Source organism: Veillonella parvula, from assembly GCF_032472435.1.
Classification (GTDB): Bacteria; Bacillota; Negativicutes; order Veillonellales; family Veillonellaceae; genus Veillonella; species Veillonella parvula_N.
In genome coordinates, this window is the sequence record NZ_JAWEGM010000005.1 from 101,562 (window position 1) to 115,778 (window position 14,217).

14 protein-coding genes are annotated in these 14,217 nt (G+C 39.1%); 1 reads left to right on the plus strand and 13 read right to left on the minus strand.

Annotated elements, in window-relative coordinates; all coding sequences use genetic code 11:
- Positions 1-187: 187 nt before the first annotated feature.
- The 5 genes from lysS to E7A03_RS07920 all read right to left on the minus strand — a co-directional run bounded on the left by lysS (position 188) and on the right by E7A03_RS07920 (position 5,161).
- Positions 188-1,702, minus strand: a complete 1,515-nt coding sequence (gene lysS, locus E7A03_RS07900) for a lysine--tRNA ligase (RefSeq protein ID WP_316073980.1) — start codon at positions 1,700-1,702, stop codon at positions 188-190.
- Positions 1,703-1,731: 29 nt separating this feature from the next.
- Positions 1,732-2,205, minus strand: coding sequence for a transcription elongation factor GreA (greA, locus tag E7A03_RS07905; protein ID WP_004695428.1), 474 nt, complete (start codon positions 2,203-2,205; stop codon positions 1,732-1,734).
- Positions 2,206-2,328: 123 nt separating this feature from the next.
- Positions 2,329-3,315, minus strand: coding sequence for a tRNA dihydrouridine synthase DusB (gene dusB, locus E7A03_RS07910; protein ID WP_287509029.1), 987 nt, complete (start codon positions 3,313-3,315; stop codon positions 2,329-2,331).
- Positions 3,316-3,409: 94 nt separating this feature from the next.
- On the minus strand, positions 3,410-4,177 hold the full coding sequence (locus E7A03_RS07915; protein WP_287509030.1) for a type III pantothenate kinase: 768 nt from the start codon (positions 4,175-4,177) through the stop codon (positions 3,410-3,412).
- A gap of 9 nt (positions 4,178-4,186) precedes the next feature.
- Positions 4,187-5,161, minus strand: coding sequence for a biotin--[acetyl-CoA-carboxylase] ligase (locus E7A03_RS07920; protein ID WP_287507785.1), 975 nt, complete (start codon positions 5,159-5,161; stop codon positions 4,187-4,189).
- Positions 5,162-5,332: 171 nt separating this feature from the next.
- Between E7A03_RS07920 and E7A03_RS07925 the strand changes: the two genes are divergently transcribed.
- Positions 5,333-6,676 (plus strand): threonine/serine exporter family protein, encoded by a 1,344-nt coding sequence (locus E7A03_RS07925; RefSeq protein ID WP_118091604.1) that lies wholly within the window; start codon positions 5,333-5,335, stop codon positions 6,674-6,676.
- 54 nt (positions 6,677-6,730) lie between these two features.
- Here the strand turns inward: E7A03_RS07925 and ftsH are convergent, their stop codons facing one another.
- The 8 genes from ftsH to E7A03_RS07965 all read right to left on the minus strand — a co-directional run bounded on the left by ftsH (position 6,731) and on the right by E7A03_RS07965 (position 14,116).
- Positions 6,731-8,659: an ATP-dependent zinc metalloprotease FtsH gene (gene ftsH, locus E7A03_RS07930; RefSeq protein WP_004695418.1), complete on the minus strand. Its 1,929-nt coding sequence runs from the start codon at positions 8,657-8,659 to the stop codon at positions 6,731-6,733.
- An 88-nt stretch (positions 8,660-8,747) separates the two neighbouring features.
- Positions 8,748-9,293, minus strand: a complete 546-nt coding sequence (gene hpt, locus E7A03_RS07935) for a hypoxanthine phosphoribosyltransferase (protein ID WP_004695416.1) — start codon at positions 9,291-9,293, stop codon at positions 8,748-8,750.
- A gap of 23 nt (positions 9,294-9,316) precedes the next feature.
- Positions 9,317-10,315, minus strand: coding sequence for a tRNA lysidine(34) synthetase TilS (gene tilS / locus E7A03_RS07940; RefSeq protein ID WP_205112897.1), 999 nt, complete (start codon positions 10,313-10,315; stop codon positions 9,317-9,319).
- On the minus strand, positions 10,284-11,180 hold the full coding sequence (locus E7A03_RS07945) for a Ppx/GppA phosphatase family protein (protein ID WP_123138493.1): 897 nt from the start codon (positions 11,178-11,180) through the stop codon (positions 10,284-10,286). Before E7A03_RS07945 ends, tilS begins: the two co-directional genes overlap by 32 nt.
- Positions 11,181-11,277: 97 nt before the next feature.
- A complete protein-coding gene (locus E7A03_RS07950) occupies positions 11,278-11,679 on the minus strand; it encodes a S1 RNA-binding domain-containing protein (RefSeq protein WP_004695410.1) in 402 nt (133 codons plus the stop codon).
- 69 nt (positions 11,680-11,748) lie between these two features.
- Positions 11,749-12,081 (minus strand): FtsB family cell division protein, encoded by a 333-nt coding sequence (locus tag E7A03_RS07955; protein ID WP_004698500.1) that lies wholly within the window; start codon positions 12,079-12,081, stop codon positions 11,749-11,751.
- Between the two features lie 177 nt (positions 12,082-12,258).
- Entirely contained in the window at positions 12,259-13,206 is a 948-nt protein-coding gene (locus E7A03_RS07960; protein ID WP_227065707.1) for an L-lactate dehydrogenase, read from the minus strand.
- A gap of 94 nt (positions 13,207-13,300) precedes the next feature.
- Positions 13,301-14,116 (minus strand): hypothetical protein, encoded by an 816-nt coding sequence (locus E7A03_RS07965; RefSeq protein WP_278617797.1) that lies wholly within the window; start codon positions 14,114-14,116, stop codon positions 13,301-13,303.
- Between the last annotated feature and the right edge of the window lie 101 nt (positions 14,117-14,217).

Genomic DNA, 14,217 nt, shown 5'->3' on the forward strand with positions numbered 1-14,217 from the left:
TAATCATAGATAATCCGTACACCATTTTTATATTGTATATCTAATCACACTTCATATATTTATTAATCAACATTATAAGAGTTGATAAAAGCCCGTATCAAAGTGTTTGATACGGGCTTTATATCGATTTTTTTTGTATGCTAAACAGCAAAAAGCTCACCACCATACACGGTAGTGAGCTTTAGAATTAATCTTCTTCAGCTTCAAAATGCTTAGGAGCTTCTGGTTTCATCAACGGGAACAATAATACATCTCGAATAGATGCAGAGTCTGTTAAGAACATAACAAGACGGTCGATACCAACACCAAGACCAGCTGTTGGAGGCAAGCCGTACTCAAGAGCAGTAACGAAATCCTCATCCATACGATGAGCTTCATCGTCACCCGCTTCACGTTCTTTCAATTGATCCAAGAAACGTTGTTTTTGGTCGATTGGATCATTTAACTCGGAGAAGCCATTTGCCAATTCACGACCATAGATGAAAGCTTCAAAACGTTCTGTAGCCAATGGATTTTCACGACTTGCTTTAGCAAGTGGAGAAATCTCTTTAGGGTGACCATATACGATAGTTGGCTGAATCAAGTTTTCTTCTACATAATCTTCAAAGCAAAGATTTAAGATTTTACCAATACCATCATTTTCTGTGTATTCTACATTTAAGCGATCAGCAATAGCACGAGCTTCTTCTATAGTTGTGACTGCATCAAAATCTTCACCAGTGTATTTTTTTACACCTTCAGCCATTGTGATACGATTCCAAGGAGGAGTCAAATTAATTTCTGTACCTTGGTATGTAATTTCTTGTGTACCAAGTACTTCTTGAGCACAGTAGGACACAAGATTTTCTGTTAAGCGAATCGCATCCTCTACATCTCCATAGGCTTGGTATGATTCGATAGTAGTAAATTCTGGATTATGACGATTATCGATACCTTCGTTACGGAAGCAACGGTTCATTTCGAACACGCGGTCCATACCACCAACGATTAAACGTTTGAGATACAATTCTGGTGCAATACGCATGTAAATATCGATATCAAGCGCATTATGGTGAGTGATAAATGGACGTGCAGCAGCTCCACCAGGGATAGCATGCATCATCGGTGTTTCCACTTCCATGAAGCCATCACGCATCATGTATTCGCGAATCTTAGCAACGATTTGAGAGCGTTTTACAAATGTATCACGCACTTCAGGATTTACAATCAAATCAACATAACGTTGACGGTAACGAAGTTCTGTATCCTTTAATCCATGCCATTTTTCTGGTAGTGGACGTAAAGACTTAGATAACAATGTTAATTTGTTAACTTTAATGGTAACTTCACCGGTATGCGTTTTAAATACGTGACCTTCTATGCCGATGATATCACCGATATCAAGCATTTTAACGTATTTATAAGCCTCTTCGCCCAAAACATCTTTACGGAAGTATACTTGAATATCACCAGATTTATCACGAATATTCGCAAATGCCGTTTTACCATGGGAACGGATTGTCATCAAACGACCTGCAATAACTACAGGCTGACCATCATATTTCAAGAAGAAGTCTTCTTTAATGTCTTTTGCGTAATCTTTTACGACAAAACGTTGGCCAAATGGGTAAATACCATCAGCTTCATATTCGGCTAATTTATCGCGGCGAATTTGCATTTGCTCATTCAGCTCTTCTTGTATATTTTTAATTTCTTCACTCATGTTATCGCCTCTTTGTCGGTAATTGTAAATTATTGGATTGCTAACACTTTGAATGTTACAGGACCATCTGGTGTGGAAACCTCTACTTCATCACCCTTACGTTTACCCAAAATAGCTTTACCTACAGGAGATTCATTAGAGATACGATTGTTAAATGGATCCGCTTCAGAGGAACCAACGATAACATATTCCAATTCATCGTTGTACATAGTGTCAAGTACAGTAACTTTACTACCTACAGATACAACGTCACCTTTAACAGATTCATCGATGATCTTCGCAGTGTTAATTTTATTCTCTAACTCTACAATATGACCTTCAATAAAAGCTTGTTCATTTTTTGCATCATCATATTCAGAGTTTTCACTGATATCGCCATATTCAATAGCAGTTTTAATACGTTCAGATACTTCAATACGGCGTACAGATTTATAGTACGCTAATTCTTCTTCTAATTTCTTTAAACCTTCGGCGGTAAGTAATGTTTCTTTTACATCTGCCATGGGTACCCCACTCTTTCTACATATAAATAATAAGAAAAAGTGTCATAGTAAGATGACACCTTATCTTTTGTTTCTAAATTATCTCAACCATTATATAAAAATACTATTCATTTGTCAATCTGACTAACCTTCGGACAATATTTTGCGATACGATTCTAGCTCATTGTGAAAGCTCGTTACAGTATGAATTGTATTCACGCGATTGCGCCAATATGCAGATTCTGGTAATCCCTTCATATACCACCCCGCATGAGTCCGTATCTCCTTAACGGCCATACCTTCACCCTTGTATTGGCATAACAAGTCAAAATGCTTTAATAACATATCTAGACGCTCTATATCGGTCGGTCCTGGTAACACTTCACCAGTAGCTAAATAGTGGTGAATGCGACCAAATATCCAAGGGTTTCCTTGTGCCCCACGACCTACCATTACGGCGTCACAGCCTGTTTCATCAAGCATTTGCTTAGCATCTTCAGGCTCCACAATATCACCATTGCCAAGTACAGGTACAGATACAGCTTCTTTCACAGCCTTAATATAAGACCAATCCGCATGCCCACTATACATTTGCTCCTTTGTACGACCATGTACGGCAATAGCAGCTACACCTGTAGACTCAATGCGCTTTGCAAAATCCACTACATTAATAGAGTCACTATCCCAACCGATGCGCATTTTTACAGTAACAGGTACATCGACAGCCTCAACAGCTGCTTCTGCAACACGCGCCGCTAGATCAGGATTTTTCATAAGTGCTGAACCATCGCCAGAGGTAACCACCTTTTTTACAGGACAGCCCATGTTTATATCTACAATATCGGCGCCCGCATTGGCCACAACCTTAGCCCCCAAAGCGATTGCTTCTGGATTAGAGCCAAAAATTTGCATAGATACAGGACGTTCTACATCTTCAATGCGCAATAATTCATGAGTACGCTCATTCTTATATTTAATGCCCATAGCACTGACCATTTCGGTACACACCAAAGCTGCACCATGTTCTTTGGCCAATAGTCGATACGCAATATCGCTAACCCCTGCCATAGGCGCTAATATGGCTTGACCATCAATTTTGACAGTCCCAATTTGCCACAGTTTATTATTCATATAATTCTATTTCCCTTAATAAAAAAGGTACAGCATAAGCTGTACCCGAATGTACACTACTTCGTTACATATACGTAACTATATTATAGTAGCATTATTTATTTCTTTCGTAAATAAGGCGTAAGCCTTCTAATGTAAGCATTGGTTCTATATAATCAATGCAGTCTGTAGCACTGCTAATAAGCTGTGCCAAACCACCTGTAGCCACTACAGTTACATGATCTCCCATTTCCGCTTTCATACGAGACACGAGTCCCTCTACTTGACCTACATAACCGTAGAACATACCAGATTGCATGGAAGACACCGTATTTCGGCAAATGACTTGTCCTGGGTCTCTCACATCGATACGAGGTAATTTGGCTGCCCGTTGGAATAAAGCTTCTGCAGAAATTGTTACACCTGGAGTAATAACTCCGCCCACATAATCGCCATTACCTTGTACCGCACAATAAGTAGTAGCCGTACCAAAGTCGATGATAATTAAATCACCTTTATAAAGTTCATGTGCCGCTACGGCATTTACGATACGATCAGCCCCTACTTCACGAGGATTATCATACTTAATAGCGATGCCAGTTTTAGTGCCTGGACCTACAATAAGAGGATTTACATTAAAGTAGCGCAAACACACGCGCTCTAATGTAGGCATCAATGGTGGTACAACCGAGGAAATAATGATAGCATTAATATCTTTTACATCAACCTTACGATCGTGGAAGAATAAGTTCATCATCAGCATGCCATATTCATCGGTGGTACGGACCCGATCTGTGGAAATACGCCAGTGCCCCACAAGTTCTGTCTTGTCGTATACACCGAGAACAATATTGGTGTTTCCCACATCAATTACTAATAACATTAATGCCTCCTATTTACGCGGACGAATTGATACGTCCCCTGCCACAATACGTTTAATTGTCCCATCCGGGATTCTTACTAATAAATTACCATCTTCATCAATATCTGTAGCTACCCCTTCATAGGTATTGCCAGGGGCACGCACTTCAATTTCTTCACCGAGAGTAACAGATAATTGACGCCATTCATTAAGGGTTTCGTCAAAGCCACTATCGAGCACTTCATAGTATTGATGTTCTAATTCTTCTAATATAAGTCTAAATGCTTCTGTGCGCTCAATATCAATATCTTCCATCGCAAGAGATGTAGCAATTAATTTTAACTCTTCTGGTAGTTCTTCTTGTTTTGTTTTTACGTTGACCCCAATGCCCATTACAATATGAGAAATTTCTTCCATAGAACCAGACATTTCTGTCAAAATACCTACCAGCTTACGACCATTCACAAGGATATCATTAGGCCACTTTATCCCCGCATCAGTGAGCCCCATCTTATGAAAGGCCTTTGTCAAAGCTACGGCGGCCATCAACGTACACTTTGGAGCCTCTACAGGTGGAAAATCAGGACGCAAAATCAAGCTAAACCACAATCCCTTGCCAAATGGAGAATACCAACCACGAGACAAGCGCCCACGACCAGCAGCCTGTTCCTCGGTAACCACAACCGTACCTTCTTCTGCACCTTGTTGAGCTAAACGACGAGCTTCTAGGTTTGTGGACTCCGTGGTATCCATATAGACATACCGTTTACCAAATATATCTGTTTTTAGAATTTGCTTCATTGCCAAGGGGCTCAACAAATCAGGTTCTTCCAATAATCGATACCCTCTCTTGGTATAAGATTCAATTTTGTAGCCTTTTTGACGTAACGCCTTGATATGTTTCCAAATAGCTGTGCGCGAAACATGGCAGGCTTCGGACATATCTTGTCCCGATACGAAACTACCTTGGTTTTGTCTCAAGAATTCTAGCACTTCATCACGCATAGTTTAGAGCCCCTTTCTTTGTCAACCTAGGTTTACAATTCGATTGTACAAGTGTCCCCTTCAAAATGCAAGGATTATTTAAAATAATTAATGGTATAATGTATATAGTATAAAGGTATACATAAAAAAATAGATAACAATAATGCTATCTATTATCCTTCGGAGAGATATATGAAACAGTTTACATTAGAAGAGAAAAATCAAGTTTTAGAGAACCCTTTTATCCATATTCATCGAAAACTGGATGTACTACTCAACATAGGGAAGTTACTAATGGAATGTGGGGCAAATACAAATCGAATCATTGAGGAAATGCTAAAAGCCGCAACATTTATGGGAATTCCTCATGATTACTTAAATATCCATATTTCATATACCACTATTATGGTCAATCTATTACACAAAGAACGATCCATAACGGTCTTCAGAAAAACACCGGTTCATATTCCGAATATGGCTATGATCAATGCCGTATCAAAGCTCACATGGCGCGCCTTTGAGCGACATTACTCACTAACGACCTATGAACGACTAATTGCCAAACTGGATACAACTATACCGACGTATCCAAACTGGATAAAAGGACTAGCTTGTGCACTAGGATCGGCGGGTCTTGCATACCTTTACAGTGGCGATATTATCGCATTCATTGTTACTATCATATGTTCTAGTATTGGTTATTTTACGCGCACCCTATCATGTAGATTAGGGCTTAATGAATATGTAGGAATCGCATTAGGCGGATTTGCTGCCATGATATCGGCTTATGCTTTTTATAGTCATGTAAATAATGAATCCTTACTATATGTACTCGTTTGCTGCACCTTGTTCATGATTCCTGGGGTACCATTGATCAATTGTGTCATCGATATCATTAATAATCATATTTTATCGGGCATGACACGAGCCATTAGAACGCTACTCATCGTGGGTAGCATGACTTTAGGTATGGCCATGGCACTCTATTTTAGCCCTGCACCGGCATTTAATTTCGTTGATATTAAACCTCATGTTATTTCCATAGAGCAAGTTATCGGTTCTTTTACAGCTGCAGCCGCTTTTGCGGTTCTTTTTAATGCTCCTGTCAGACTATTAGTATCCATTGGTATTGGTGGGGTACTATGTGTATGTATTCGCAATATACTATCCGTAGAATTAGGATTTTCTACACCAGGTGCTACCTTTATTGGTGCTGCCATAATGAGTATTATTTTTGTAAAAGTTTCTACTTGGCTAAAAACATCTAGCACTATCATTATTGTACCATCTGCCATCGCATTAATGCCCGGTATACTGTACTACCGATTTCTCTTCGATATGTTACATATCAATGCATTAAATGATGCTAGTCTAATCCTTATGATACAAAATGGTGTAACTGGCACATTTACAACTATAGCTATAGCAATCGGTGTAGCTATACCAAATGTTTTGGCACAAAAATATTTGCAAAAACTAAAAGAACAGCGCATGACAGAGCTTCTTGCCACACGTCATATAAACGATGGACAGTAAAAAAAGAGCTAGCCTTCTAAAAAGGCTAGCTCTTTTTCATTTGGACAAAATCCATTATTTAATTTCATTAGATGATGCTTCACTAGGATCTGCTACAGTACTAGTTATTTCTTTAGCATCAACACTCTCTGGTACTACGCTACCTTCTACTTCAGAAGCTACTTTAGGCTCCTCAGCTTCAGGTTCTTTTGTTGTACCATATTTGTAAAGATTATCTACCGCTTTCGCATCGATTGTTTCCTCTTCTAACAAAGCATTTGCCATGTCATGTAAGAATTTTTCATTATCGCTAAGAAGTTTTGTTACATCTTTATAAGCTTCTTCTACGATACGATGAATTTCAGAGTCGATTTTCGCAGCGATTTCTTCACTATAGTTGCGCTCATGGCCTAGGTTTTTTCCTAAGAAGATTTGTTCTTGTTGTTCACCAAACACGATAGGACCAAGCTCATCGCTCATCCCCCAACGCGTTACCATAGCGCGAGCAGTATTAGTTACACTTTGAAGGTCCCCAGAAGCGCCTGTACTGATTTCATCTAAAATCAAGGCTTCTGCAATTCGACCACCAAGAGCAACTCGAATATCTGCTAATAATTGAGATTTTGTTTTGTAGTTTTGTTCCTCAGTAGGAAGCATCATAGTGTAGCCACCAGCTGCACCACGAGGAATAATCGTTACTTTATGAACAGGATCTGCATGAGGCAATAGATGTGCCACGATAGCATGACCAGATTCATGGTATGCTGTCAATTTACGATCCTTATCGCTCACAATATGACTGCGGCGTTCAGGTCCCATACTAACTTTTTCACTGGCTTCTTCAACTTCAGCCATAGTAATTACTTTTTTGTTAAGACGAGCCGCCAAAAGAGCTGCTTCATTTAACAAATTGCTCAAGTCTGCACCAGTAAAGCCTGGAGTTTTCTTCGCAATTATTTTCAAGTCTACATCATCAGCCAAAGGCTTATTACGAGCATGAACTTTCAAAATTGCTTCACGGCCGCGTAGGTCTGGACGACCTACAATAACTTGACGGTCAAAACGACCTGGACGTAAAAGTGCAGGATCTAGAATATCTGGGCGGTTTGTTGCAGCGATAGTAATAATACCTTCGTTGGCACCAAAGCCATCCATTTCAACGAGCAATTGGTTTAATGTTTGTTCACGTTCATCGTGACCACCACCAAGGCCGGCACCACGTTGGCGACCAACCGCATCAATTTCGTCTATAAAGATGATACATGGGGCGTTCTTTTTCGCTTGTGTGAAAAGATCACGCACACGAGAAGCACCAACACCAACGAACATCTCTACAAAGTCAGAACCAGAAATCGTAAAGAATGGTACCCCTGCTTCACCAGCAACAGCTTTAGCAAGTAATGTTTTGCCTGTACCTGGAGGTCCTGCCAATAATACACCTTTCGGAATTTTAGCACCGATAGTTGTAAATTTGCCTGGATCCTTTAAGAACTCTACTACTTCTTCTAATTCTTGTTTTGCTTCTTCAGCGCCAGCTACATCTTTGAAGCTAACCTTTACATTGCCTTCACCCATCAATTTAGCACGGCTTTTACCAAAGTTCATCACTCGGCCACCGCCACCTTGCGTTTGTTGCATGATGAAGAAGAATAATACTACCAAGATGATAATCGGAATAGCAGAACCTAACAAGCTCATCCACCAAGCAGGTTGCTCAGGTGGAGCTGCAGTAATTTCTACACCATTATCTTGTAAAGTTTTGATTAATGTTTCATCAGTTGGCGCATAAGAATTGAATTCTGTTCCATTTTTTAGTTTACCTTTAATACCATGATCATTGGTAATCGTTACGGACTCAACCTTTTTCTGTTGTACTTGTTGAATAAATCCTGTATAACTGAGTTCAGATTTATTCGCACTTTGACCAGAGAAAGCGTCAATGGCGATAACGAAAGCGGCAATGATAAGTAAATAAAGGACGATATTTTTTGTAAATCGACCCAAAATATTACCCCTTTCAATAATAGTTTAGTGGCATAAACGAATTGAGTACATCTCGTTGAGAGATGCACTCATATATTATATCATATTTTTAATCTTGATACATTTCTTCCTTTAAAATACCTATATAAGGTAAGTGTCGATATTTTTCTGCATAGTCTAAACCATAGCCGATAACAAAGTAGTCAGGAATGACAAAGCCTACATAGTCTACTTCTACATCCATTTTACGGCGTTCAGGCTTATTCAATAACGCTGCAAGGCGTACACTTTTAGCTCCACGGGCATGTAAATTTTCTAGCAAGTAATGTAATGTTGTACCCGTATCTACAATATCTTCTACAACAAGTACATGCTTTCCTTCTACAGAGCGATCCAAATCTTTTAAAATTCGAACTACCCCTGTACTTGTTGTACCGCTGCCATAGCTAGAGCAAGAAATAAAATCGAAGCTTACATCCACATTCTCATCGATAGAACGAGCTAAATCTGTAAAAAAAACGATAGCACCTTTCAATACCCCTACGAGAACTACGGATTCCCCTTTATAGTCAGCACTGATTTGATGACCTAATTCAGCCACACGTGCCTTTAATTGTTCCTCTGTATATAAAATATCTTTTGCATCTTGATGCATCTATATGACCTCCGCAATTCATATTAATGTTTGCAATATACTTTTATTGTATCACATTGAGCACTTACTTTTATACTTTTTATATTGAAAGTTTTCTTTTCCCCAGTGTTAACAATGTCGAGTAATTGCTCTTGATGAGCAGTGGTAAGCTTGATTTCAAGATCAAAGATGCTCACCAGTCTTTGCCACAATCGACGTTGGATAGCCAACGGCTTCTTACGTAACCCCCTACGAGATATAAACGCGCCCTCATCAGAGATAGTTACTAACTCATCAAACGCCATATCCGTTAAATTAGAAATAAGAGAAATGTCTTCGCGTACAGAAGCCCCTAGCCTTACTATGGCATCGCTAACGATAGGATTAATGGCTTTTAACTCAGGTATAATGCGATGACGAATTCTATTTCTTTGATATCGTACATCCTCATTTGTACTATCTATACAGTAAGAAATATCTTTCTCTTTTAAATATAGAAGTAATTCTTCTTTTGTGACATCTAACAGAGGTCTTACTACTGGAACAGTATAATCATTACTAACAACGGCCATGCCTGTCAAACCATTAAGTCCAGTCCCTCTAATAAGATGTGCTAAAATTGATTCTGCTTGGTCATCTTTATGATGAGCTACTGCAATATAGTCATACCCCTCAGACTGTGCTATACCGGTTAGCCATTGATACCGAACTTGGCGGCCTATAGTTTCCTCTGATAGCTTTTGAGCTTGACTCAATTTAGGCACGTCAAAGACAGCCGTATAAAATGGCAGTCCTAGTACGTCCGCTTGATTTCGTAACCATAGGACCTCATCCTTACTTTCAGGACGAATACAATGATCTACGATAGCAACTCCAAGCTCATATACTGTATGGCGATGTGTAGCAATATCTTGCAATAAATGCAATAAAGCCATCGAATCAGGACCACCAGAACAAGCTACCAAGATACGACAATTCTCAGGAAATATATCATGTAATTTTAAAGTGTGATTAACGGTTCGAATGAGTGCTTTCACATTCACGGGCCATCGCCTCCATACCATCTTGGTCGCTCACAAATACATGAGGGACCTCATAGGAATCCATAAAGGACGTTAAAATCTCTGCCCCAGCAACAATAATGTCGGCACGCCCAGCGGGTAAACCTTTTACTTGTAGTCTCTCATCACGACTCATATACCGCAATTTCATAATAATGCCTTCCACCGTTTCACGGCTCAATTTATGACCTTGTACCTTTGTGCCATCATAATGGTCTAAACCTAAATCAATAGCAGCCAAAGTTGTTAGGGTTCCTCCAATACCGATAAATTCACCAAATTCACCTTCAATCATCATCGGATCCCAAAGAAAACGAGTTTCCTCCCACACTCGTTGAGGCCCTTCGTCAGATATAGATTGAAGGCGTACCGCTCCCACAGGATAAGAACGACTCCAGTACACTCCATCCTTGTTACCTAATGCAAGTTCTGTACTACCTCCACCAATATCGATGGTCGTATAATGACGTCCATCCTTTAATTGATCTCCTAACGCACCATTAAAACCATAAATAGCCTCTTCAGCACCAGATAAAATTCGCCACTCCATGGGACAGTATTCATTAATACGTTCCATAAATGCAAGTCCATTGGCTGCTTCACGAACAGCACTCGTCGCAAAACCAAAGCAATAGTCAGCACCGTATTCATTTGCTATTTTTTGTATATCCGTAAAGGCTTGATAGGATGCTTCCATGGATTCATCTCGCAAGGTACCATCCGTATTTCGTTGACCTAAACGGGTAGTCCACAACTGCTTAGGCTCATAACGCCACTCGTTATTCTCATAGGTAGCCAATAATAAACGCACCGAATTAGAGCCAATATCTATAATTGCTAACTTCATAATTGCTCCTTACATATAAATAGCATTTTTCTAATACTATTATAGCGTTAATACTCTATACATAAGTAAAGAGATGGCTAGATGCCATCTCTCACTATTAATCTCGACGACCACCTCGGCCTCCGCGTTTTCCTTCGGTATTGCGTTTTAAATCGTGTAATCGTTCATTGCTATCGCGCAAGAATGATTTCATCTTCGCTTCGAAAGACTCTATGCTTTGTTTCGATTGAACACGATGAGGACGTTTTTCTTCGTCCATCCCCTCTTTAGGTTGTGTTTGACGAATGGAAAGTCCTATTTTATTACCATCAATAGATAAAACCTTAACCTTTACCGGATCCTCAACTTTTAAAAGGGTATTAATATCTTCGATATATCCATGAGCTACTTCAGAAATATGAACTAACCCTGTTTGCTTTTCTCCTAAATCAACAAATACGCCGAATTTTGTAATACCTGATACGGTACCATCAATAATGTTACCAACTTCGATTGCCATGCAACCTCCTAATTAATGCGGAAACCTTAAACTACAAACTGATGCAAAGAAAAAATAATAGAATACACTCTATTTTACATATGGTACTTCACCAGGCTTTACCAATCCTAACTCCTCACGAGCAACCCCTTCTATGGTCTTTGGATCTTGTAACCTAGCCTTTTCCTGTTCTAACTCTTCATTTCGCTGCTGTAACTCTTGCAATTGTTGCTCTATATGTTGTTTTTCTTGATATACAGCCACCAAGCGATAAGCCTGCCCTAACAGTAACAGCACCATAATCCCTATGCCAATCCGCTTGATCCACATGAGGATAATACGCTGATCCTGTGCTTTGCGATTAGGACGAACCCGTTTGCGTGGCCTTTTTGGGCGTTGTACATCCATAGTGTCCTGAGTCATAATGTCCCCCAAATATTCATCATCTGTATACTGTCATTTTTAGATTATACCACATAACAGAGCTTGGGACTAAAGAAAATTACAGATATTTCTCATTAAGAACGGTAACATAAATCCGTATAATTTTAAAACTCCATATGCGATGTAAACTTTCTATATACAAAAGTAAACATCCACTTACATAGCCTCAGCCTTTGCAACATGTTCACGAATGACAGCACAAGAAGCTTTAAATAAGGCTAGCTCTTCATTGGTTAGTTGTAGTTCAAGAACATCTTCGATACCATCTTTACCAATAACAGCAGGAGTAGATGCAAATATTCCTTCTTCTCCATATTGTCCATTTAAATAACAGGAGCAAGGCAATACCTTCTTTTCATCATGGAATACGGCGCGAATCAATTCTGTGGTAGCACTCGCAATACCAAACTCCGTAGAGCCTTTACCAGCTAGTACATGATAGCCACCAATTTTAACATCATCTAGTACTTTTGTATGGTCAAGTTTAGGAAATCTATGAGGTAGCTCTCGATATAATTCTAAAAGTGGTTTACCTTGTACACAGACATGGGACCACGGCACCATGGCACTACCTCCATGTTCACCTAAACAGTAGGCCGTAATAGAGCGATTACTAATAGTAAAGATATGAGCTAATTCTTTTTGCAATCTAGCTGAATCTAGAGCGGTTCCCGTTGAAATAATACGCTTAGGATTCCACTCAAGATGTTTACATAAATAGGTAGCTACCACATCAGCAGGATTAGAAATTGAAATGATGAAACCTTGAAAAGAAGACTGCTTAATACGTGGAATAACGTCTTTTAGTACAGCCACTGTTTCACCAAGGCTCTCAAGGCGATCCTGATACAAATTCGGCAAAGGCCCCGCACTAAAAACGAGGATATCACAATCTCCACATTCTTCAATAGGACCTGATGTAGCAGTTACTTGATGTGGAATATAGCTAACGGCATCATTAATATCCATAGCTTGCGCCTGAGCTTTTTTCTCGTCAATATCCATCAAATATAATTCATCAACCTCACCTTGCAAGGCTAAAGAAAATGCCACATGAGATCCTACATGGCCAGTGCCAATAATACCTACCTTACGTAACTTCATAAGAGCCTCCATACCTTAGCATAAAACGATAGCATATCCTCAAATGCCAATTATTTAAATCACGTATATCTGTATATGATTTATCTTAATAGAATCATAACTCATTTAAATTCATCTCATCCAAATTGAGTGGGAACAAATCTTTTCCTTCCATCGCTTGAGGAGATTTTTCTAAATATTGTTTACGCATGGACCATAAAATATCCAAATCTGAAGGATCCAATTTAGATAATGCATATATCATAGTAAAGTCAGAACCATAGTGTCCACGTAAGCTATCAGGTACACCCTTAGAGCCTTCACCACTAATGCGGTTATTAAAGAACCCTTGGATACGACGATTATCTAAATCTATAATAATAAAACCTGATCCATCATACACATATAATGTATGATTAACACGTTTTAATGCACGTACTGTATTCGTAATAAAATACTGGTCCTTCAAATCAATGAGGGACGACTCATAACCAGAATGGTAAAAGTCACCATAATAATGGGCCCCTCCATCAGTAGACTCCAACAAGCCTTTAAATTCTTTTTGCTCTTCAGCACTGAAATCGGATAAAGATTTTAGCTTTGTTATATTCCGTAAACCTCGTTGGTAATCATCCGATTTAGTTGGCTCTATATGTTGCCCCCTAAAGGTTATTGGCATTAAACGAAGTGCATTATCAGATAAATTATAAATTCCTAGTCCTTCATAACCTAAGAAATACACTTGTGATCCACTAGTCTTCATAGCTAATATTCGTTTTGAAATAATGGCATCACTAGAATTAACCAGTGTATGCGCTTCTGGATCAATACGTACTGTTTTACTATCATAATTTGCTCCTACAGCAAGCCAGTAAGATATCCCCATTATAATAAGTGCCAGTACAAATAATCCAATACGTTTTATATTCATCTACGCTCTCCACGACTTTCCAATCATAAAACGTAAAAGCATGCGTACAATATGTATCGTGTTTACAGTGTATCTAACATTAGATTATATACGATTCTAGT

Excerpts from the sequence above, each read along its gene's own strand:
- E7A03_RS07915 (WP_287509030.1), bottom strand. The coding sequence starts at position 4,177 with ATGTTATTAGTAATTGATGTGGGAAACACCAATATTGTTCTCGGTGTA.
- dusB (WP_287509029.1), bottom strand. The coding sequence starts at position 3,315 with ATGAATAATAAACTGTGGCAAATTGGGACTGTCAAAATTGATGGTCAA.
- E7A03_RS07965 (WP_278617797.1), bottom strand. The coding sequence starts at position 14,116 with ATGAATATAAAACGTATTGGATTATTTGTACTGGCACTTATTATAATG.
- E7A03_RS07960 (WP_227065707.1), bottom strand. The coding sequence starts at position 13,206 with ATGAAGTTACGTAAGGTAGGTATTATTGGCACTGGCCATGTAGGATCT.
- E7A03_RS07955 (WP_004698500.1), bottom strand. The coding sequence starts at position 12,081 with ATGACTCAGGACACTATGGATGTACAACGCCCAAAAAGGCCACGCAAA.
- E7A03_RS07945 (WP_123138493.1), bottom strand. The coding sequence starts at position 11,180 with ATGAAGTTAGCAATTATAGATATTGGCTCTAATTCGGTGCGTTTATTA.
- greA (WP_004695428.1), bottom strand. The coding sequence starts at position 2,205 with ATGGCAGATGTAAAAGAAACATTACTTACCGCCGAAGGTTTAAAGAAA.
- hpt (WP_004695416.1), bottom strand. The coding sequence starts at position 9,293 with ATGCATCAAGATGCAAAAGATATTTTATATACAGAGGAACAATTAAAG.
- lysS (WP_316073980.1), bottom strand. The coding sequence starts at position 1,702 with ATGAGTGAAGAAATTAAAAATATACAAGAAGAGCTGAATGAGCAAATG.
- E7A03_RS07950 (WP_004695410.1), bottom strand. The coding sequence starts at position 11,679 with ATGGCAATCGAAGTTGGTAACATTATTGATGGTACCGTATCAGGTATT.
- E7A03_RS07925 (WP_118091604.1), top strand. The coding sequence starts at position 5,333 with ATGAAACAGTTTACATTAGAAGAGAAAAATCAAGTTTTAGAGAACCCT.
- E7A03_RS07920 (WP_287507785.1), bottom strand. The coding sequence starts at position 5,161 with ATGCGTGATGAAGTGCTAGAATTCTTGAGACAAAACCAAGGTAGTTTC.